Annotated in this window: 16 protein-coding genes and 5 tRNA genes; 16 read left to right on the top strand and 5 right to left on the bottom strand. The window is 71.5% G+C overall.

From position 1 onward, the window contains the following. Positions 1 to 5 precede the first annotated feature (5 nt). Positions 6 to 4,007 carry a nitrate- and nitrite sensing domain-containing protein gene (locus tag BS80_RS15190; protein WP_051966641.1) on the bottom strand — a complete coding sequence of 1,334 codons (4,002 nt, stop codon included), beginning with the start codon at positions 4,005 to 4,007 and terminating at the stop codon, positions 6 to 8. 582 nt (positions 4,008 to 4,589) lie between these two features. Here BS80_RS15190 and BS80_RS15185 point away from each other — a divergent pair. The 8 genes from BS80_RS15185 (at position 4,590) to BS80_RS15150 (ending at position 7,963) form a co-directional block, all read left to right on the top strand. After that, a complete protein-coding gene (locus tag BS80_RS15185) occupies positions 4,590 to 4,808 on the top strand; it encodes a hypothetical protein (RefSeq protein WP_035797802.1) in 219 nt (72 codons plus the stop codon). A 105-nt stretch (positions 4,809 to 4,913) separates the two neighbouring features. After that, a complete protein-coding gene (locus tag BS80_RS15180; RefSeq protein WP_035797801.1) occupies positions 4,914 to 5,714 on the top strand; it encodes a fumarylacetoacetate hydrolase family protein in 801 nt (266 codons plus the stop codon). Continuing rightward, positions 5,707 to 7,212 carry a glutamate--tRNA ligase gene (gene gltX, locus BS80_RS15175; protein WP_035797799.1) on the top strand — a complete coding sequence of 502 codons (1,506 nt, stop codon included), beginning with the start codon at positions 5,707 to 5,709 and terminating at the stop codon, positions 7,210 to 7,212. Before BS80_RS15180 ends, gltX begins: the two co-directional genes overlap by 8 nt. A 202-nt stretch (positions 7,213 to 7,414) precedes the next feature. Then, positions 7,415 to 7,486, top strand: a tRNA-Gln gene (locus BS80_RS15170). Positions 7,487 to 7,506: 20 nt separating this feature from the next. Then, positions 7,507 to 7,579: transfer RNA gene (locus BS80_RS15165), tRNA-Glu, on the top strand. Between the two features lie 28 nt (positions 7,580 to 7,607). After that, a tRNA-Glu gene (locus BS80_RS15160) sits at positions 7,608 to 7,683 on the top strand. 85 nt (positions 7,684 to 7,768) lie between these two features. After that, a tRNA-Glu gene (locus tag BS80_RS15155) sits at positions 7,769 to 7,841 on the top strand. Positions 7,842 to 7,888: 47 nt separating this feature from the next. After that, positions 7,889 to 7,963, top strand: a tRNA-Gln gene (locus tag BS80_RS15150). 119 nt (positions 7,964 to 8,082) lie between these two features. Here BS80_RS15150 and ndgR read toward each other — a convergent pair. After that, the gene (ndgR, locus tag BS80_RS15145; RefSeq protein WP_035797797.1) at positions 8,083 to 8,796 is read right to left on the bottom strand and encodes an IclR family transcriptional regulator NdgR; all 714 of its coding nucleotides are present in this window, start codon (positions 8,794 to 8,796) and stop codon (positions 8,083 to 8,085) included. A gap of 246 nt (positions 8,797 to 9,042) precedes the next feature. On the opposite strand from ndgR, the gene leuC reads away from it, so the two are divergent. The 4 genes from leuC to BS80_RS15125 all read left to right on the top strand — a co-directional run bounded on the left by leuC (position 9,043) and on the right by BS80_RS15125 (position 12,383). Then, positions 9,043 to 10,464: a 3-isopropylmalate dehydratase large subunit gene (leuC, locus tag BS80_RS15140; protein ID WP_035797795.1), complete on the top strand. Its 1,422-nt coding sequence runs from the start codon at positions 9,043 to 9,045 to the stop codon at positions 10,462 to 10,464. A gap of 6 nt (positions 10,465 to 10,470) precedes the next feature. After that, on the top strand, positions 10,471 to 11,067 hold the full coding sequence (leuD, locus tag BS80_RS15135; RefSeq protein WP_035797793.1) for a 3-isopropylmalate dehydratase small subunit: 597 nt from the start codon (positions 10,471 to 10,473) through the stop codon (positions 11,065 to 11,067). A gap of 229 nt (positions 11,068 to 11,296) precedes the next feature. Further along, complete coding sequence (locus BS80_RS44090; RefSeq protein WP_035801265.1) at positions 11,297 to 11,563, top strand: SCO5555 family protein; 267 nt, start codon at positions 11,297 to 11,299, stop codon at positions 11,561 to 11,563. 133 nt (positions 11,564 to 11,696) lie between these two features. Further along, positions 11,697 to 12,383 carry an HU family DNA-binding protein gene (locus BS80_RS15125; protein ID WP_035797791.1) on the top strand — a complete coding sequence of 229 codons (687 nt, stop codon included), beginning with the start codon at positions 11,697 to 11,699 and terminating at the stop codon, positions 12,381 to 12,383. A gap of 114 nt (positions 12,384 to 12,497) precedes the next feature. On the opposite strand, the gene BS80_RS15120 is transcribed toward BS80_RS15125, so the two are convergent. Beyond that, the gene (locus BS80_RS15120; protein WP_035797789.1) at positions 12,498 to 12,716 is read right to left on the bottom strand and encodes a hypothetical protein; all 219 of its coding nucleotides are present in this window, start codon (positions 12,714 to 12,716) and stop codon (positions 12,498 to 12,500) included. A 9-nt stretch (positions 12,717 to 12,725) separates the two neighbouring features. Beyond that, positions 12,726 to 13,430 carry a 2-phospho-L-lactate guanylyltransferase gene (cofC, locus tag BS80_RS15115; protein ID WP_051967099.1) on the bottom strand — a complete coding sequence of 235 codons (705 nt, stop codon included), beginning with the start codon at positions 13,428 to 13,430 and terminating at the stop codon, positions 12,726 to 12,728. Between the two features lie 186 nt (positions 13,431 to 13,616). On the opposite strand from cofC, the gene BS80_RS15110 reads away from it, so the two are divergent. The 3 genes from BS80_RS15110 (at position 13,617) to BS80_RS15100 (ending at position 16,692) form a co-directional block, all read left to right on the top strand. Then, positions 13,617 to 14,441 (top strand): lysophospholipid acyltransferase family protein, encoded by an 825-nt coding sequence (locus BS80_RS15110; RefSeq protein WP_035801259.1) that lies wholly within the window; start codon positions 13,617 to 13,619, stop codon positions 14,439 to 14,441. Then, complete coding sequence (locus BS80_RS15105) at positions 14,438 to 15,439, top strand: NAD(P)H-dependent glycerol-3-phosphate dehydrogenase (protein WP_035797787.1); 1,002 nt, start codon at positions 14,438 to 14,440, stop codon at positions 15,437 to 15,439. Before BS80_RS15110 ends, BS80_RS15105 begins: the two co-directional genes overlap by 4 nt. Positions 15,440 to 15,534: 95 nt before the next feature. Continuing rightward, positions 15,535 to 16,692: a D-alanine--D-alanine ligase family protein gene (locus BS80_RS15100; RefSeq protein ID WP_035797786.1), complete on the top strand. Its 1,158-nt coding sequence runs from the start codon at positions 15,535 to 15,537 to the stop codon at positions 16,690 to 16,692. A gap of 69 nt (positions 16,693 to 16,761) precedes the next feature. Here BS80_RS15100 and BS80_RS15095 read toward each other — a convergent pair whose 3' ends face one another. Further along, the gene (locus BS80_RS15095; protein WP_035797781.1) at positions 16,762 to 16,995 is read right to left on the bottom strand and encodes an Lrp/AsnC family transcriptional regulator; all 234 of its coding nucleotides are present in this window, start codon (positions 16,993 to 16,995) and stop codon (positions 16,762 to 16,764) included. A 226-nt stretch (positions 16,996 to 17,221) separates the two neighbouring features. Between BS80_RS15095 and BS80_RS15090 the strand changes: the two genes are divergently transcribed. Next, positions 17,222 to 18,187, top strand: coding sequence for a thiamine-phosphate kinase (locus BS80_RS15090; protein ID WP_035797779.1), 966 nt, complete (start codon positions 17,222 to 17,224; stop codon positions 18,185 to 18,187). Positions 18,188 to 18,265: the final 78 nt, after the last annotated feature.

Raw genomic sequence — 18,265 nt, 5'->3', positions numbered from 1 at the left:
TCAACTCAACGCTCCTGGTTGTCTGTGCCGAAGCCGTTGCTGCCAAGGCTTCCGTTGCCGAAGCCACCGTCCGGTGACTGGGCACGGTAGTCGCCCTGGCCGTCACTGGCACTGCCGGGGGCTGAACCGTCGAACTGCTGGGGGGTGATCGGGATGCCCTGGGTCGCCTCGGCGCCTGCCCGGCGGCCCTGCTGGATGCCGCGGCGCAGGTTGGTGAGCCGGCCCCGGACCTCCTCGGGAGCGCGCGAGACCTGCGGACCGGTCAGCGGCGCCGCCTCGGCGGTGCCGGAGACCAGGTTGGCCTGCGGGGTCCGCCGGGGCAGGCCCGACATGGTGACCCCGCTGGAGCTGGGCTCGCGCAGCTGCTCGGCCCGGCGCCAGCGCTCGTCGTTGGCGGACGGGCGCCACGGGGCGTCCGGCTGGCCGTCGAGCGGCTGGGCCTGCTGCTGCGCCTGCTGGTGCTGCTGGGCCTGCCGACGGGCCTGCTCCTGGGCCTGCTGCGCCTGCTCCTGCTCCGGCGTGAAGCCGGGGGCGCTGGTCCCGGGACGCTGCGGCTGGTACGGCCGGGGCCGTTCCTGCTGCTGGCCGTCCTGCTGCGGGGCGTTCACCTGGACCGAGGCCATCCGGCTGGCGCCGCCGGTGCGGAACCACTGTTCGTCCTGCGCGCCACCGCCCTGGGCCGGTCCGTGCTCGGCCTGCTGCTGACGGGGCGGCAGGGCCATCTGCGGAGCCTGCTGCTGGGCGTACTGCTGCTGCGGCGGGGCCTGGTACTGCTGCTGCGGCTGGGGAGCCTGCGGCCGGGCAGCCGGGCTGGCCACGCTCGGCAGTACGGGCTCGACCAGGCCGAGGCCCAGCGGGTCGCGCGGGTCGATCTCGCTGGCCTCGAAGCGCGGCCGGGCGAACTGCACGGTGCTCTCCACCGGGGCGACCTGCGGTGCCTGCGGTGCCTGCGGTGCCTGCGGAGCCTGGGGCGCCTGCGGAGCTGCCTGCGGCATGCCCTGGGGCATCGCCTGCGGGGCTGCCTGCGGGGCGCCCTGGCCGACGGCCGGCTGCTGCCGGGTCTCCTGGCCCTGCGGGCCGGGGCCCTGGGGCTGCTGCTGCCGGGGCATCGGCGCGCCCTGGCCCGGGCGGCCCTGCGGCCGTCGCTGGCCCTGACCGGGACCCTGGCCCTGAGCGGGGCCCTGGCCGGGCATCGGGCCCTGGCCGGGGCCCTGCGGCGGGCGCTGGCCCTGCGGCTGCTGCTTGCGCTCGAACGGGTTGCGCTGCTGGCGCTGCGGCAGCTCGTCGGGCCGGGCGCCCTGCGGGGCACCGGGACCCTGCGGGCGGTCGGCCTGCTCGGGCCGGCCGTGCTGGGGCAGCTCGGCACCCGTGCGGGGGCGTTCCTGACCCGGGCGGGGACCCTGCGCAGCGGACCGGGGGCCCTGCTCCTGCTGCTGGCCGCGGCGCGGCAGACCGGCACCACCGGCACCAGCGGCCGGCGCGCCGGGGCGCTCGGCCCCGCGGCGCGGCGGCTGACCGGGAGGCGTCTCGCGCAGCGACTGGCCGACCGCGCGGGTCGGCAGGCCGCCGCTGGGCGAACCCTGGGCCGGAGCGGTCGGCATGCCCGGGGCACCCGGCGCACCGGGAGCCGTCGGGGCCGGCCGGCCCTGCGTCGGGGCACCGGGTGCACCCGGTCCCTGCGGGCCCTGGGGGAGCTGCGGACGGCCACCGGGGGCGGTCTGTCCACCGCCGGGACCCTGACCGAGCGCGGGTGCGGGACGCCCACCGGGGGCGTCGGCGCCGGCCGCGAGCGGCCGCTGCTGGCGCGGCGTCGGGCCGACCCCGCGCTGCTGCTTGCCCGCCGGGCCGCCGGGCGGGCGGGTCCCCGGCGCGCGGCGGTCGGCGGAGTTGGTGACGTCCACCGGGAGCATGACCAGCGCGGTGGTGCCGCCGGAGTCGCTGGGGCGCAGCTGGATCCGGATGCCGTGGCGCAGCGAGAGGCGGCCGACCACGAAGAGGCCCATGCGGCGCGAGACCGAGACGTCGACGGTGGGCGGGCTGGCGAGCCGCTCGTTGATGTCGGCGAGGTCGTCGGGGCTGAGGCCGATGCCGGTGTCGTGGATCTCGACGAGCACCCGGCCGTCCGGCAGCGCGTGGCCGGTGACCCGCACGCGGGTCTGCGGGCTGGAGAACGAGGTGGCGTTCTCCAGCAGCTCGGCGAGCAGGTGGACGAGGTCGTTGACGACGCGGCCGGCGACCTCGGCGGAGGGGACGGCGGCCAGTTCGATGCGCTCGTACTGCTCCACCTCGGAGGCGGCGGCGCGCAGCACGTCGACCAGCGGGACGGGACGGGTCCAGCGGCGGCCCGGGTCCTCGCCCGCGAGGACGAGGAGGTTTTCGCCGTTGCGGCGCATGCGGGTCGCGAGGTGGTCGAGCTTGAAGAGGCTGGCGAGCTGGTCGGGGTCGGCCTCGCGGCTCTCGAGCTCCGAGATCAGCGAGAGCTGGCGCTGGATGAGGCCCTGGCTGCGGCGCGAGAGGTTGGTGAACATCGCGTTGATGTTGCCTCGCAGCAGCGCCTGTTCGGCGGCCAGTCGGACCGCCTCGCGGTGCACCATGTCGAAGGCGTGGGCCACGTGGCCGATCTCGTCCGCGGAGTCGATGCCGACCGGGTCGACGGTGACGTCCACGTCGTGCGGGTCGCTCTCGGAGAGCGTCTTGACCAGCTCGGGCAGTCGCCGCTCGGCGACGTCCTCGGCGGCGGTCTGCAGCTTGGTCAACGAGCGCACCATCGAGCGGGCCACCAGGGCCGCGCCGAGGACGGCGACGAAGAGCACCAGCGCGATCAGCACGCCGTTGAGGATGGTCTCGGTGTCGGCGGCCGACTGGAGCTTCTGGGCCTCGCCCTTGAGCTGCTCCAGCAGCAGGTTCTCGATCGCCCGCTCGTTGTCGATCAGCGTGCTGGACTGCTCGTACCAGTCGAGGTAGGTGCGCGGGTCGGCCGACTGGATGCCGTTGGCCTGCATCACCTGCTGCGCGTAGCGGTTGGACGCGGCGATCTCGGAGTTGTAGCTCAGCCGGGTCCGCAACTTCTGCGCGGCGGTGTTGCCGTAGATGTCGTTGAAGTTGGTGACCGCGTTGTCGTACGAGGTCTGCAGGCGGACACCGAAGCTCTGGTCCGACTCGCTCATGCTGGCGCCGCCCGGGTGGGCCAGCGCGGCGCTGATCAGCGCGCGCGTCATCGAGCTGCTCTCCTTCTCGAGGGAGAACTGCTGGAGTGCGCGGGTGGCCTTGACCAGGTCGGGGTTGGCCGAGGCCAGGGCGATGTCCTGGCTGATCGACAGCAGGTCCTTGATCATCGTGTCGTAACTGGTGATCGTCGACTCGATGTTGTCGGGCTGCTTGTAGGCGTTGGGGCGGACGTCCGGCAGCAGCATCATGTCCTTGCGGACCTGCATCAGCAGCGAGTTGCCGCCGGAGAGGTCGATGCCGTCGAAGCTGTCGGCGCGCGCGTTGTACGCCTTGTTGAGGTCGTCGGTCTGCTTGCGCGCCGCCTCGACCCCGTCGTTGGCCTGGCCGGTCTGGGTGAGCGGGCCGGCGCTGATGTCGCGCTCGGTCTCCAGCGCGTCGGCCAGTGCGGTGGCACGCGTTGCCAGGTCGCTCAGGTTGGCCATCTGGGCCAGCTGGCTGGAGTTCTGCATCGAGGACTGCACGCGCAGACCACCGAGGACCATGGCGACCACCACGGGGAGCAGCAGCAGCGCGATCAGGCGGGTCCGGATGCGCCAGTTGCGCAGCCGGATCCGGCCCAGGCCGGTGGCGCGACGGCGGTTGAGCGAGCCACGCAGCTTGGCGCGGCTGAGCCGGCTGCCGGCGGCGCTCTCCTCGGCGTCGGACTCAGCTTCGGGGGCACCGTTGATCAGCTGGTCGCCCGGCACGGCGTCGGGCGCCGGCTGGTCGGGGCTGGTGAGGGGTTCGCGCGACTCCGGGTGGCCCGCGGCGCCGCTACCCCTTTTGAAACGTCCCTGCACTGGCGTCGCAACCTCTGGACCGGGCGCCCCTCCGCGTTGCCGAGGACGGGGCGGTGTCGAGTTTCGATATCTACACCCCGGCTGATCCGGGAATGCACACGAGCCGCCGTGGGTAGGTCCTCCGCACTGCGGGTGTCCGGCGTGCGGTCGATGGATCGCAGTTCGCGGCGGTCGCAGTGCCAAGGAGGGTTCACCTCCGGCGGTTCGTGGCATTCCAGCACAGCGGGGGAACTCCAACAAGGGGCGGGGTGGGCCCCGGTCGGGAGCTACCGAGTGCGCGCGCGGCCTCACGGACGGTGGGTCCAAAGCGGTGGATTCCGCCCTTATCGGACAGTTGGTGTTCGGATGCTCAAGCCTCGCCGCCCCAGCGGGTTCCCGATATGCCGGATACTGCCCGATTGTCGGAATTTCCTTCTTGGGTGAAATATCCACTATGCGGGCCTTGGGCGCCGATTTGTGAGCAAAATCACAGGCCAATGTGTAGCTTTGGTCACGGTGACTGTGGAAAGAGATCTCTACCCTGGCTCGGTGTAGTTCCGCAGTTCGCCCCGCCGGGGCGGCCCCAACCTGAGGTGTGACGCAATGTCCCTGAAGTCGCCCAAGTCGGCCCCCAAGTCGACGCTCGGCTCCCGTCCCACGGCGAACCCGCGCCGGACGACCCTGGCCTCGGTCGAGGACTTCAGCAAGCTGCCGGGCGCCCGCGCCTCGCAGGAGCCGGTCGAGTACGCCGCCGAGCTGCCGACCAGCACGGCCAACCCGCGCCGCACGATCCTGATGACGGTCCCCGAGCAGCGGGCCTGACTTCGCGCATCCGAGGGCGCCGCCAGCAGTAATGGCGGCGCCCTCCGGCGTTCCCTGGCGATAGCCTGGGGCTGAATCTCCGCAGCACCGAAAGGTTGCCAAGCCGTGCGTATTGCCAGGTTTTCTGTCCGGGAAGGGAGCCCTGCCGCCGGCAGCGTCTCCTTCGGCGTGGTCGAGGGCGACAGCTCCCAACCGGAGTCGCTGGTGGTGCACGCCCTGACCGGCCACCCCTTCGGACCGCCCCAGCTGAGCGGCGAGAGCTACCGGATGCAGGACATCCGGCTGCTCACCCCGATGCTGCCCAACAAGATCGTCGCGGTCGGCCGCAACTACGCGGCGCACGCCGCCGAACTGGGCAACCAGGTGCCGGACGCCCCGCTGACCTTCTTCAAGCCGTCCACCTCGGTGATCGGCCCCACCGAGGCGATCGCCTACCCGCCGTTCTCCTCGGACGTCCAGCACGAGGCGGAACTGGCCGTGGTGATCGGCCGGATGTGCCGTGAGGTCCCGCTGGAGCGGGTGCCCGAGGTGATCTTCGGCTACACCTGCGCCAACGACGTGACCGCCCGCGACGTCCAGCAGCGCGAGGGCCAGTGGGCCCGGGCCAAGGGTTTCGACACCGCCTGCCCGCTCGGACCGTGGATCGAGACCGAACTCGACCCGTCCGACCTGGCCATCACCTGCACGGTCAACGGCGAACTCCGGCAGACCGGCCGGACCTCCTTGATGGTCCGCACCATCGCCGAGCTGATCGTGCACATCTCGGAGGCGATGACGCTGCTCCCGGGCGACGTCATCCTCACCGGCACCCCCGCGGGTGTCGGACCGCTCAACGTCGGCGACGAGGTCGCCGTCTCCATCGAAGGCATCGGCACTCTCGCCAATAAGGTGATCAAGCGTGGCTAACACCGAGCTGGACCCCACGGTCCGGGTTCGCTTCTGTCCGTCCCCGACCGGGAACCCGCACGTCGGCCTGGTCCGCACGGCCCTCTTCAACTGGGCCTTCGCCCGCCATCACGGCGGCAAGCTGGTCTTCCGGATCGAGGACACCGACGCGGCCCGCGACTCCGAGGAGTCCTACCACCAGCTGCTCGGCGCGATGCGCTGGCTCGGCTTCGACTGGGACGAGGGCCCCGAGGTCGGCGGCCCGCACGAGCCCTACCGGCAGTCCCAGCGGATGGACATCTACGCGGATGTCGCCCGCCGCCTGCACGAGGCCGGCCACGCTTACGAGTGCTTCTGCAGCACCGAGGAGCTGGACGCCCGCCGCGACGCCGCCCGCGCGGCCGGCCGCCCGTCCGGCTACGACGGCCAGTGCCGCACGCTGACCGACGAGCAGAAGGCCGCCTACCGGGCCGAGGGCCGTCAGCCGATCCTGCGCTTCAAGATGCCCGACTCGACCATCGTCTTCGACGACCTGGTCCGCGGCACCCTCAGCTTCGAGCCCAAGGACGTGCCGGACTACGGCATCGTCCGGGCCAACGGCGCCCCGCTCTACACGCTGGTCAACCCGGTGGACGACGCCCTGATGGGCATCACCCACGTGCTGCGCGGCGAGGACCTGCTCTCCTCGACGCCGCGCCAGATCGCGCTCTACGCCGCGCTGGCCGAGATCGGTGTCGGCACCGGCGCCACCCCCCGCTTCGGGCACCTGCCGTACGTGATGGGCGAGGGCAACAAGAAGCTGTCCAAGCGCGACCCGCAGGCCAGCCTCAACCTCTACCGCGAGCGCGGCTTCCTGCCCGAGGGCCTGCTCAACTACCTGGCGCTGCTGGGCTGGTCGCTCTCCGAGGACAACGACCACTTCTCGATGGACGAGCTGGTCGCCGCCTTCGACATCGCGAAGGTGAACGCCAACCCGGCCCGCTTCGACCTGAAGAAGGCCGAGGCGATCAACGCCCGCCACCTGCGCGAGCTGGCGCCCGAGGAGTTCGTCCGCCGGCTGCTGCCGTACCTCCAGGCCCCGGGCCTGCTGCCGGCCGAGCCGACGCCCGCTCAGCTGGAGCTGCTGGCCAAGGCCGCTCCGCTGACCCAGGAGCGGATGGTCGTGCTGGGCGAGATCGTCGAGATGGCGGGCTTCCTCTTCGTCGACCCGGCCGACTTCGCGGTCGACCCGGACGACGCGGCCAAGGCGCTCACCCAGGACGCCCGTCCGGTCCTGGAGGCCAGCATCAAGGCGCTGGAGGAGCTGGCGGACTTCACCCCGGAGCCGATCCAGGCCGCGCTGCGCGAGGCGCTGGTGGAGGGGCTCGGGATCAAGCCCAAGTTCGCCTTCACCCCGCTGCGGGTGGCCGTCACCGGCCGGCGGATCTCCCCGCCGCTCTTCGAGTCGATGGAACTGCTCGGGCGCGCCGAGACGTTGCGCCGTCTCACGCTGGCCCTGGACGCGCTCCGGACCGGCTGACCCGGTCTGCGGCCTGGTCGCGGCGCACCTGCTGTGACCAGGCCGACGGCCTGCCTGCGGTTATCGATTTTGGAGCGGGGGCAGGCGTCGGGTAATGTTCTTTCTGCGCCGCCCAGTAGGGCACGGAGAGGGACCAGAAGCCTCACCAAGATCCGCAAAGGCGCAAGCATCGAGCAGGGCCTCGCAAGAGGTTGTGTTTTGATGGGGTATGGTGTAATTGGCAGCACGAGTGATTCTGGTTCATTTAGTCTAGGTTCGAGTCCTGGTACCCCAGCGCAGTACGTTGTATCGCAAGCCCCCGTTGTGTAGCGGCCTAGCACGCTGCCCTCTCACGGCAGTAGCGCCGGTTCGAATCCGGTCGGGGGTACGCAGTTCCTGTAATTGCATATGGTTGAGCCCCCGTTGTGTAGCGGCCTAGCACGCTGCCCTCTCACGGCAGTAGCGCCGGTTCGAATCCGGTCGGGGGTACCAGATCCTTCATCAGTCACCATCCGGTGCTGCTTCCCCCGACGGGGGTGGCCAGGCCCGGAGGCGGCGAAGCTGGATCACCAGGTTTGCCCCCGTTGTGTAGCGGCCTAGCACGCTGCCCTCTCACGGCAGTAGCGCCGGTTCGAATCCGGTCGGGGGTACGAGCAGGTAGGCCGGTGGGCTGTGTCCCATTGGCCGAGTGCTTTTTTGGGGTATGGTGTAATTGGCAGCACGAGTGATTCTGGTTCATTTAGTCTAGGTTCGAGTCCTGGTACCCCAGCCAGTGAGGTCCCCCCGGTCACCGGGGGGTTTTTTGTTTTCCGGGATCTCTCGTACGCAAACCCGAAAAGCACGTCGGCCCGCCCCATTTCCGGGGCGGGCCGACGCGCTTTTCGGGTTTTCTCAGCCGCGGCGCAGCGCTTCGGTGAGGCGGTTGGCGGCTTCGATGATGGCCTGGGCGTGCATGCGGCCCGGGTGGCGGGTCAGCCGCTCGATGGGGCCGGAGACCGAGACGGCGGCCACCACGCGGTTGGAGGGGCCGCGGACGGGCGCGGAGACGGACGCGACGCCCGGCTCCCGCTCGCCGATCGACTGGGCCCAGCCGCGGCGCCTGACGCCGCTCAGCGCGGTTGCGGTGAAGCGGGCGCCCTGGAGCCCGCGGTGGAGCCGTTCGGGCTCCTCCCAGGCGAGCAGGACCTGGGCGGCGGAACCGGCCTTCATCGGCAGGGTGCTGCCGACCGGGACGGTGTCGCGCAGGCCGGAGAGACGCTCGGCGGCGGCGACGCAGATGCGCATCTCGCCCTGCCGGCGGTAGAGCTGTGCGCTCTCGCCGGTGACATCGCGCAGGTGGGTCAGGACCGGGCCCGCGGTGGCGAGCAACCGGTCCTCGCCCGCCGCGGCGGAGAGTTCGGGGAGTCGGGGGCCGAGGATGAAGCGGCCCTGCATGTCCCTGGTGACCAGGCGGTGGTGTTCGAGTGCGACGGCGAGACGATGGGCCGTGGGCCGCGCCAGACCGGTGGCGGCGACCAGCCCCGCCAACGTGGCGGGGCCCGACTCCAGTGCGCTGAGCACCAGAGCGGCCTTGTCGAGAACGCCGACGCCGCTAGAGTTGTCCATACCCCGATACTGCAGTCTCAATCTGCGAGACGCAAGTTCAATCTCGCGGGAAAAGCGCCACTCTGGATGGAGCAGCCCGGGAGACACCCCCGGTACGGGCCGCGCGGTGCCAGCTGCCACGCGGTCGGCGCCTGGGATACCGATCCGGCGTGCGGGTCGCCGTAAGCGAGCCCCGTCTAGGGCGCCACGGAAAGTGACCTCGACTACACGAGAAGGCCGGCAGAGCGGCCGGCTGGAGGGAATGCGATGGGACGGACACTCGCAGAGAAGGTCTGGGACGACCACGTCGTCCGGCGCGCCGAGGGCGAGCCCGACCTGCTCTACATCGATCTGCACCTGCTGCACGAGGTGACCAGTCCACAGGCGTTCGACGGCCTCCGGCTGGCCGGACGTACGGTTCGCCGCACCGACCTGACGATCGCCACCGAGGACCACAACACACCCACCCTCGACATCGACAAGCCCATCGCTGACCCCGTCTCCAAGGTGCAGTTGGAGACGCTGCGGCGCAACGCGGCCGAGTTCGGCGTCCGGATCCACTCGCTGGGCGACGTCGAGCAGGGCGTCGTCCACGTGGTGGGCCCCCAGCTGGGACTCACCCAGCCCGGCACCACCGTGGTCTGTGGCGACTCTCACACCTCGACCCACGGTGCTTTCGGCGCACTGGCGTTCGGCATCGGCACCAGCCAGGTCGAGCACGTGCTGGCCACCCAGACGCTGCCGCTGGCGCCGTTCAGGACCATGGCGATCACCGTTGAGGGCGAACTCCCCGAGGGCGTCACGGCCAAGGACCTGATCCTGGCGATCATCACCCGGATCGGTACCGGCGGCGGCCAGGGCTATGTCCTGGAGTACCGCGGTTCGGCGATCCGCGGCCTCTCGATGGAGGCCCGGATGACCATCTGCAACATGTCCATCGAGGCGGGCGCCCGAGCCGGCATGATCGCCCCGGACCGCACCACCTTCGACTACCTGCAGGGCCGTCCGCACGCCCCGCAGGGCGCCGACTGGGATGCCGCGGTGGCGTACTGGGAGACCCTGGTCACCGACGAGGACGCGGTCTTCGACGCCGAGGTCGTCATCGACGCGAGCGAGCTGACCCCGTTCGTCACCTGGGGCACCAACCCCGGCCAGGGCGCCCCGCTCGGCGCCAGCGTGCCGGACCCGGCCTCGTTCGAGGACCCGCAGGAGCGGGTGGCCGCCGAGAACGCGCTGAAGTACATGGGCCTGCAGGCCGGTACGCCGCTGCGCGAGGTCAAGGTCGACGCGGTCTTCGTCGGCTCCTGCACCAACGGCCGGATCGAGGACCTGCGGGCCGCCGCAGCCGTCCTGGACGGCCGCCAGGTCGCCGACGGCGTCCGGATGCTGGTCGTCCCCGGTTCCGTCCGGGTGGCGCTGCAGGCCGTCGAGGAGGGCCTGGACAAGGTCTTCACCGCGGCCGGCGCCGAATGGCGGCACGCGGGCTGCTCGATGTGCCTGGGCATGAACCCGGACCAGTTGGCCCCGGGCGAGCGTTGCGCCTCCACCTCGAACCGCAACTTCGAGGGGCGCCAGGGCAAGGGCGGTCGTACTCACCTGGTCTCGCCTCAGGTCGCCGCCGCGACCGCGGTGCTGGGCCGTCTGGCCGCTCCCGTCGATCTGTCGTCCAACGTCGCTGTGGAGGTCTGACGCGTCATGGAGAAGTTCACCACCCACACCGGCCGGGCCGTTCCGCTGCGCCGCAGCAACGTCGACACCGACCAGATCATCCCGGCGCACTGGTTGAAGAAGGTGACCCGTTCGGGCTTCGAGGGCGGGCTGTTCGAGGCCTGGCGCAAGGACCCGGAGTTCATTCTCAACCAGCCCGAGCGCAGCGGCGCCACGGTCCTGGTGACGGGCCCGGAGTTCGGTACCGGCTCGTCCCGCGAGCACGCCGTCTGGGCACTGCAGAACTACGGTTTCCAGGCCGTGATCTCCTCGCGTTTCGCCGACATCTTCCGGGGCAACTCCCTGAAGAACGGCCTGCTCACCGTGGTGTTGCCGGCCGAGACGGTGGAGCGGATCCTGGCGCTGACCGAGGCCGATCCGAGCGCCGAGGTGACCGTTGACCTGGAGGCTCGCGAGGTGCGTGCCGAGGGTATTGCGGCTTCCTTCGAGTTGGATGAGAACGTCCGTTGGAGGCTGCTGAACGGCCTGGACGACATCAGCATCACTCTGCAGAACGCTGATGACATCACGGTGTTCGAACAGACCCGGCCGACCTTCAAGCCGCGTACGCTGCCGGTGCTCTGAGCACTCGCTTTCTGACGCCGTGCCGGATGGCCCGTCTCCCCGTTGGGGGGGCGGGCCATCGTCGTTGAGGGGGGTCGGTTTGGCCCTCGCGTGTGCCGGGGATAAACCCCGGCGCGTCGCAAGTCCGGACGGATGGCACAATCAGAGCATGCACCGGCACCATGAACCTCCGTACGCGGGCAGCGATCCCGCGTCAACGGAGTTCGTGGCCCCGGAGGTCGAGAGTCGAATTGACGATCGGCCGGACGTCGACACCTCAGCCGATGAGGGACCGGACGACCCGGAAGTCGCAGCGCTCTACGCGCTAGTGGCAGAGCGGTTGAAGCAGGCTCACGCCCGCGTGTACTCGCTGCATGCGTCTGATGACGCAAAGACCGCTCTCACCCGACAGCTGTTGATCGTCACCGAGACCGCCAAGCGCGATCTCCCGGAGGCGGCGCGGCGGTTGAGTCGCTTTGTGCAGGACCTCGACGAGGGGCGTCCGCCCGTCCACTGAGGTCGCAGACGCGCAAATCCATTGCGACACTAGGGTGATTCGCGCGTTTGGTAATTGAAAGTCCGCAAATAGATGCCTAACGTGCGAATTGAACGGATGGAATCATCCGGCGCCCGTTTCTGAAGGGGAAGACGTGAACAAGGCTCAGCTTGTCGAAGCGGTGGCCGAGCAGCTGGGTGGTCGCAAGGCTGCCGCAGAGGCCGTCGACGCAGTGCTCGACACCATGGTGCGTGCCGTCGTGGCCGGTGACCGGGTGTCGGTCACGGGCTTCGGCACTTTCGAGAAGGTGGAGCGCTCCGCGCGCTTCGCCCGTAACCCGCAGACCGGCGAGAAGGTCAAGGTCAAGAAGACCTCCGTGCCGCGCTTCCGCCCGGGTCAGGGCTTCAAGGACCTGGTCAGCGGCAGCAAGAAGCTGCCCAAGGACGGTCCCTCGGTCAAGAAGGCCCCCAAGGGCTCGCTGACCCCGGGCAAGAGCGGCACCACCGCCGCCGTGAAGCGCGCCGCCACCAAGCGCGTCGCGTCCGCCGCTGCCGCCGAGGCGGCCGCTCCGGTCAAGAAGACCGCGGCCAAGAAGACCACCGCGACCGCGGCGAAGAAGGCCGCTGTCGCGAAGAAGGCGACCCCGGTCAAGAAGACCGCCACGGCGGCCAAGAAGACCACCGCCACCGCCAGCAAGGCGACGGCGGCCAAGAAGACCACCGCCACCGCCAAGAAGGCCACGGCGACGGTCGCGAAGAAGGCTGCCGCGGTCAAGAAGACCGCGCCGGCCAAGAAGACCGCCACGCGCAAGACCACGGCGCGCAAGACGGCCTCGAAGTAAGCGGGAACAGACGCAGTCTGCTCCTTCTGCGGTCCGCCAGGACCGCGCACAGCCGCGGCGGCCCGCTTCCCAGACTGGGGAGCGGGCCGCCGCGGCTGTGTCGTAAGTCGGCTGTCAGGCGCCCGGGTCGGCGAAGGTCTGCAGCGTCACGAAGACCACCCGACGGGCCTCGCCCGCCCCCTCGGTGCGAATCCGCACCCGCTGCCCGGGCCGCAGCAGCCGCAGGCCCCCCGCGTCGAACGCGGCGGCGTCGAAGGGCACCGCGGTGCCGTCGTCCAGCAGCACGGAGCCGGACCGGGTCTCGGAGTCGTAAGTGAACGCGGTGGCCTGCATGCCGTCAGCTTAGACCGCTCCACCGACAGCGGGCAGTTCGGATCCCAGCACCGCCGCCACCGCCGCGGTGCAGCGGCCGACGCCCAGGCGCAGCGCCTCGGCGAGGTCGGCCGCGGTGTCCACGTCGCGGCGGACGGACGGGACGTCGAGGAGCGCGAGTTCGAGCGCCCCGCCCGCCGTGTGACGGGCCCGGGAGGCGCCGCCGAAGGCCGGTTCCAGCGGGTGGCCGGGGGAACAGGCCAGCAGCGTGGTGCCGATGCCGGGGGAGTCGGCCAGAAAGGCGCGCCCGGGCGCGGGTACCGACGCCAGCACCCGCGCCAGTTCGTCCGGCCGCAGCGCCGGCAGGTCGGCGGAGAGTGCGGCGAGGGGCGCGTCGGGGGCCAGCACCCGCGCGCGTGCTGCGCCGTGCGCCAGTGCGGGGTTGAGCCCGCCACCGGGCTCGTCGGTCACCAGCACGGCGCCGAGCCGGGCCAGCAGCGGCCCCGCCAGCGGGTCGTCGCAGACCACCAGGACCCGGCCGACGGCAGGGCAGTTCAGCGCGGCCGTCACGGTGTCCAGCGCGAACGCCAGCGCGAGTTCCGCGCGCTGTTCGCCCGCGTACTCACCCAGCCGGGTCTTGGCCCGCGCGAGCGCCTTCACCGGCACGATCAGCGACCAGCCGGACGACCGGCCCCGCGCGGCGGGGGAGACTGGGCGTACGGTGTGCTGGGTCATCCGCGCCATTCTGGCGCCGGTCCGGGAGTCCGCGCCAGACAGCCCCGCGGGGTGTGACGTGCTGTTGGTCACTTGTGCCGGACCTGCTGGAGACCCTGCCGGGGCGACCCGGACCGACATACCGACAGACCGAGATACCGACAGCTGCGGCACCCCACGTGCCGCACCACACGAGGAGGACCTGGGGTGGCCCGCCGCTCGTACGCCAGTTTCGGCAACGCGGACTACGGAATCTGGTACCGCTTCGCCGCGGTCCTGGTGAAACCGGTGACGACCGCACTGGTGAAGCCCGAATGGCGTGGCTGGGAGCACTTCCCCAAGGAAGGCGGCTTCCTGACGGTGGTGAACCACAACTCGGTGATCGACCCGCTGATCTACGCGCACTTCCAGTACAACAGCGGCCGCCCGCCGCGGATGCTCGGCAAGTCGGCGGTCTTCTCCGTGCCGTTCATCGGATTCATGCTCCGCAAGACCGGCCAGATCCCGGTCTACCGCGACTCCACCGACGCCGCGAAGGCGTTCCGCGCCGCCATCGACGCCGTCAACCACGGCCAGGTCGTGCAGTTCTACCCGGAGGGCACGCTCACCCGGGACCCCGACCTGTGGCCGATGACCGGCAAGAGCGGCGCGGCCCGGGTCGCCCTGATGACCGGCGCGCCGGTCATCCCGGTGGCGCACTGGGGAGCGCACGAGATCGTCCCGCCGTACGGCTACGGCGGGCGCGGCAAGGGCAAGGCCAGACTCAGCCTCTTCCCCCGGCACCGGGTGCAGGTGGTGGCCGGTCCGCCGGTGGACCTGAGCAGGTATCAGGGCCGGGAGATCACCGCGCAGGTGCTGCGCGAGGCCACCGAGGACATCATGACGGCCATCACCGAGGTGCTGGCCGGCATCCGCGGCGAGCAGCCGCCCACCGAGCGCTTCGACATGCGCCGGGCCTCCGCGGCCCGCGGCCAGGCCGCCGCCGACCGGCGCGACCGCGCCGTCACCACCGACGAGGAGTCCGCCAAGTGACCCGCTGTGCAGTCTTGGGAACCGGTTCCTGGGGGACCGCTTTCGCGATGATCCTGGCCGACGCGGGGTGTGAGGTGACCCTCTGGGGCCGGCGCCAGGAGCTGGTGGACGCCATCGCCACCACCCGGGTCAACCCCGACTACCTGCCCGACCTCAAGCTTCCGGCGAGCGTGGGCGCCACCACCGACGCGGCCGCCGCGCTGGCCGGCGCGGACTTCGCGGTGCTCGCGGTGCCCTCGCAGACCCTGCGGCAGAACCTCGCGGCCTGGACCCCGCTGCTCGACCCGCGGACCGTCCTGGTGAGCCTGATGAAGGGCATCGAACTCGGCACCGCCAAGCGGATGAGCGAGGTGATCGGCGAGGTGGCCGGCGTCGGCCCGGAGCGGGTCGCGGTGGTCAGCGGGCCCAACCTGGCCCCCGAGATCGCCAACCGCCAGCCGGCCGCGACCGTCGTCGCCTGCGCCGACGAGTCGGTCGCCCAGCGGCTCCAGGCGGCCTGCCACACGCCGTACTTCCGCCCGTACACCAACACCGACGTGATCGGCTGCGAACTGGGCGGCGCGGTCAAGAACGTGATCGGCCTGGCGGTCGGCATGGCCGACGGGATGGGCCTGGGCGACAACACCAAGGCCACCCTGATGACCCGCGGCCTGGCCGAGATCACCCGGCTCGGCGTGGTGCTCGGCGCGGACCCGCTGACCTTCGCCGGGCTGGCCGGGATGGGCGACCTGGTGGCCACCTGCTCCTCGCCGCTCTCCCGCAACCACACCTTCGGCACCAACCTGGGCCGCGGGATGTCGCTGGCGGAGGCCATCGCGGCCACCCGGCAGACCGCGGAGGGCGTGAAGTCCTGCGAGTCGGTGCTGGACCTGGCCTGGCGCAACGGCGTCGACATGCCGATCGTCGAGGCGGTGGTGGAGGTGGTGCACAACGGCCGGCCCACCCAGCAGGCGCTCACCCGGCTGATGGCCCGCTCGGCGAAGTCCGAGCGGCGCTGAGCGAGCGGCGCGATCGGGCGGCCGGGGCCGGTCGGGCCGACAGCGGGCGCGCTACCGGGGAACCAAACCAGTCGCACGGTAGTCTCAGATCCGATATGAGCATCGAACCGACCTCCCCGAACCCGCAGGCCACCGGCGCCGGCCGCAAGCCGCGCGTCGCCGTCGTCTTCGGCGGCCGTAGCTCCGAGCACGCGATCTCGGTCTCCACGGCCGGCAGCGTCCTGAAGTCCATCGACCGCACGAAGTACGACGTGCTGCCGATCGGCATCACCCACGAGGGCCGCTGGGCCCTGGTGAGCGACGAGCTGTCCCGGTTTTCCATCACCGACGGCAAGCTGCCGGACGTCGCCGAGATCGCCGAACAGGCGGACGGCGCGGTCGTCCTGCCCGCCAGCCCGGCCTCCCGCGAGGTGGTCTGGAGCGAGCCCGGCGCCGCGCCGAAGGTGCTCGGCGAGGTCGACGTGGTGTTGCCGCTGCTGCACGGCCCGTGGGGCGAGGACGGCACGCTGCAGGGCCTGTTGGAGCTCTCCGGGGTGCCGTACGTCGGCTCCGGCGTGCTGGCCAGCGCGGTCGGCATGGACAAGGAGTACACCAAGCGGGTGCTGGAGTCCTTCGGCATCGGCGTCGGCCCGTACACCATGGTCCGCCCGCGGGACTGGGAGAGCGAGCAGGGGCGCGCCGCGGCCCGGATGCGGATCGCCGCGCTGGGCCTGCCGGTCTTCGTCAAGCCCTGCCGGGCCGGTTCCAGCATCGGGATCAGCAAGGTCAAGGACCTCGCCGAGCTGGACGCCGCGATCGACGAGGCCCGCCGGCACGACCCCAAGGTGATCGTCGAGGCGGGCCTGGAGGGGCGCGAGATCGAGTGCGCCGTCCTGGAGTTCGAGGACGGCCCGCGGGCCAGCGTGCCGGCCGAGGTGCTGGTCGGCGGCGGCTTCGACTTCTACAGCTTCGAGGCGAAGTACATCGACTCGTCCGAGGTGCAGATCCCGGCGCGGCTGACCGACGAGGAGACGGCCGAGATCCGCCGCCAGGCGGTCGCCGCCTTCGAGGCGCTGAGCTGCGAGGGCCTGGCCCGGGTCGACTTCTTCCTGCTCACCGACGGCCGCTGGGTCGTCAACGAGATCAACACCATGCCCGGCTTCACCCCGATCTCGGCCTACCCGAAGATGTGGGAGGCCACCGGAGTGCCCTACTCCGAGCTGATCGACCGGCTGCTCCAGGCGGCGCTGCGCCGCTCCACCGGCCTGCGCTGACCGCACGCACGGCGGCCCCGGCGCTGGTGCGCCGGGGCCGCCTGGCGTCGCCGCCGGGTGCGCCCGCTGTTACAGGTGCACCACCGGACAGGTCAGGGTCCGGGTGATCCCCTCGACCTGCTGGATCTGGGCGACGACCAGACGGCCCAGGTCGTCGACGGTCTCCGCCTCGGCGCGGACGATGACGTCGTAGGGACCGGTGACGTCCTCGGCCTGCAGAACGCCGGCGATCTTGGCGATGGACTGGGCCACGGCGGTGGCCTTGCCCACTTCGGTCTGGATCAGGATGTATGCCTGTACCACGGAGAACCTCCCGGCGGCTGGGGGTGCTGGTTCACGACAGGCTCCGCAGGCGGTCCGCACGGTGGGATGGGGTGGGGGCGGGCACGCCGCAGGGAGCTGGATCACCACGCTACCGCGCGGCAGGCCCGGGAGGGGAGACCTCGGGGTACTCCAGGGGCGTACGCTTCGCGCGGGGAGCGCGCCGTGCCTCCGCACGACCGCGCGAGGATGCAGGAGAGGACGGCACATGCAGGGGACCGTGGGCGAGCTCGGCGAGTTCGGGCTGATCAGGGAACTCACCGCCCGGCTGCCGCTCACTCCGGCGGTGGAACTCGGTCCCGGCGACGACGCCGCCGTGGTCCGCGCCCCCGACGGCCGGGTGGTCGCCACCACCGACGTGCTGATCGAGGGCCGGCACTTCCGCCGCGACTGGTCCACCGCCTACGACGTGGGCCGCAAGTCGGCCGCGCAGAACCTCGCCGACATCGCCGCGATGGGCGCGGTGCCCACCGCGATACTGCTGGGCCTGGTAGCCCCCGCCGACCTGCCCACCACCTGGGCCACCGAGATGATGGACGGTCTGCGTGACGAGTGCCAGGTGGCCGGTGCCGCGGTCGTCGGCGGGGACGTGGTCCGCGGCGACACCATCACGCTGGCGATCACCGCGCTGGGCGACCTGCAGGGCCGTGCGCCGGTGGTGCGTTCGGGTGCCAGGACCGGCGACGTGGTCGCGGTGACCGGCTGGCTCGGCTGGTCCGCGGCCGGCCTGACGGTGCTCTCGCGCGGATTCCGCTCGCCGCGCGCCTTCGTCGAGGCGCACCGCCGCCCGGAACCGCCGTACCACGCGGGCCCGGCGGCGGCCGACCTCGGCGCGACCTCGATGATCGACGTCAGCGACGGCCTGGTCGCCGACCTCGGGCACGTCGCCGCCGCCAGCGCCGTGGACATCGACCTGAAGGCCGCGGACTTCGACGTGCCCGCGCAGATGGCCGACATCGGCCAGGCGGTCGGCGTCGACCCGCTGGTCTGGGTGCTCTCCGGCGGCGAGGACCACGCCATCGTGGCGACCTTCCCGGCCGGCGTGCAGCTGCCGGCCCGCTGGCGCGTGGTGGGCGAGGTGACGGCTCCGGCCAGGCCCGGCCGCAAGGGCCGGGTCACCGTCGACGGCGCCCCCTGGGAACGGACCGCGGGCTGGGACCACTTCGCTCAGTAGTCGAACCAGGACCCACGGACGCTAGGCTTGCGCTGAATGTCAGTTCTGTCCGGATTGACCACAGAGCGGGAGAGCACA

Origin of the sequence: Kitasatospora mediocidica KCTC 9733 (assembly GCF_000744225.1) — a bacterium.
Lineage (GTDB): Bacteria > Actinomycetota > Actinomycetes > Streptomycetales > Streptomycetaceae > Kitasatospora > Kitasatospora mediocidica.
The sequence above is the reverse complement of the archived record's forward strand: the minus strand, read 5'-3'. Positions and strand labels throughout refer to the sequence as shown.

Excerpts from the sequence above, each read along its gene's own strand:
- BS80_RS15185 (WP_035797802.1), top strand. The coding sequence starts at position 4,590 with ATGTCCCTGAAGTCGCCCAAGTCGGCCCCCAAGTCGACGCTCGGCTCC.
- ndgR (WP_035797797.1), bottom strand. The coding sequence starts at position 8,796 with ATGGACAACTCTAGCGGCGTCGGCGTTCTCGACAAGGCCGCTCTGGTG.
- leuC (WP_035797795.1), top strand. The coding sequence starts at position 9,043 with ATGGGACGGACACTCGCAGAGAAGGTCTGGGACGACCACGTCGTCCGG.
- leuD (WP_035797793.1), top strand. The coding sequence starts at position 10,471 with ATGGAGAAGTTCACCACCCACACCGGCCGGGCCGTTCCGCTGCGCCGC.
- BS80_RS15120 (WP_035797789.1), bottom strand. The coding sequence starts at position 12,716 with ATGCAGGCCACCGCGTTCACTTACGACTCCGAGACCCGGTCCGGCTCC.
- cofC (WP_051967099.1), bottom strand. The coding sequence starts at position 13,430 with ATGACCCAGCACACCGTACGCCCAGTCTCCCCCGCCGCGCGGGGCCGG.
- BS80_RS15100 (WP_035797786.1), top strand. The coding sequence starts at position 15,535 with ATGAGCATCGAACCGACCTCCCCGAACCCGCAGGCCACCGGCGCCGGC.
- BS80_RS15090 (WP_035797779.1), top strand. The coding sequence starts at position 17,222 with ATGCAGGGGACCGTGGGCGAGCTCGGCGAGTTCGGGCTGATCAGGGAA.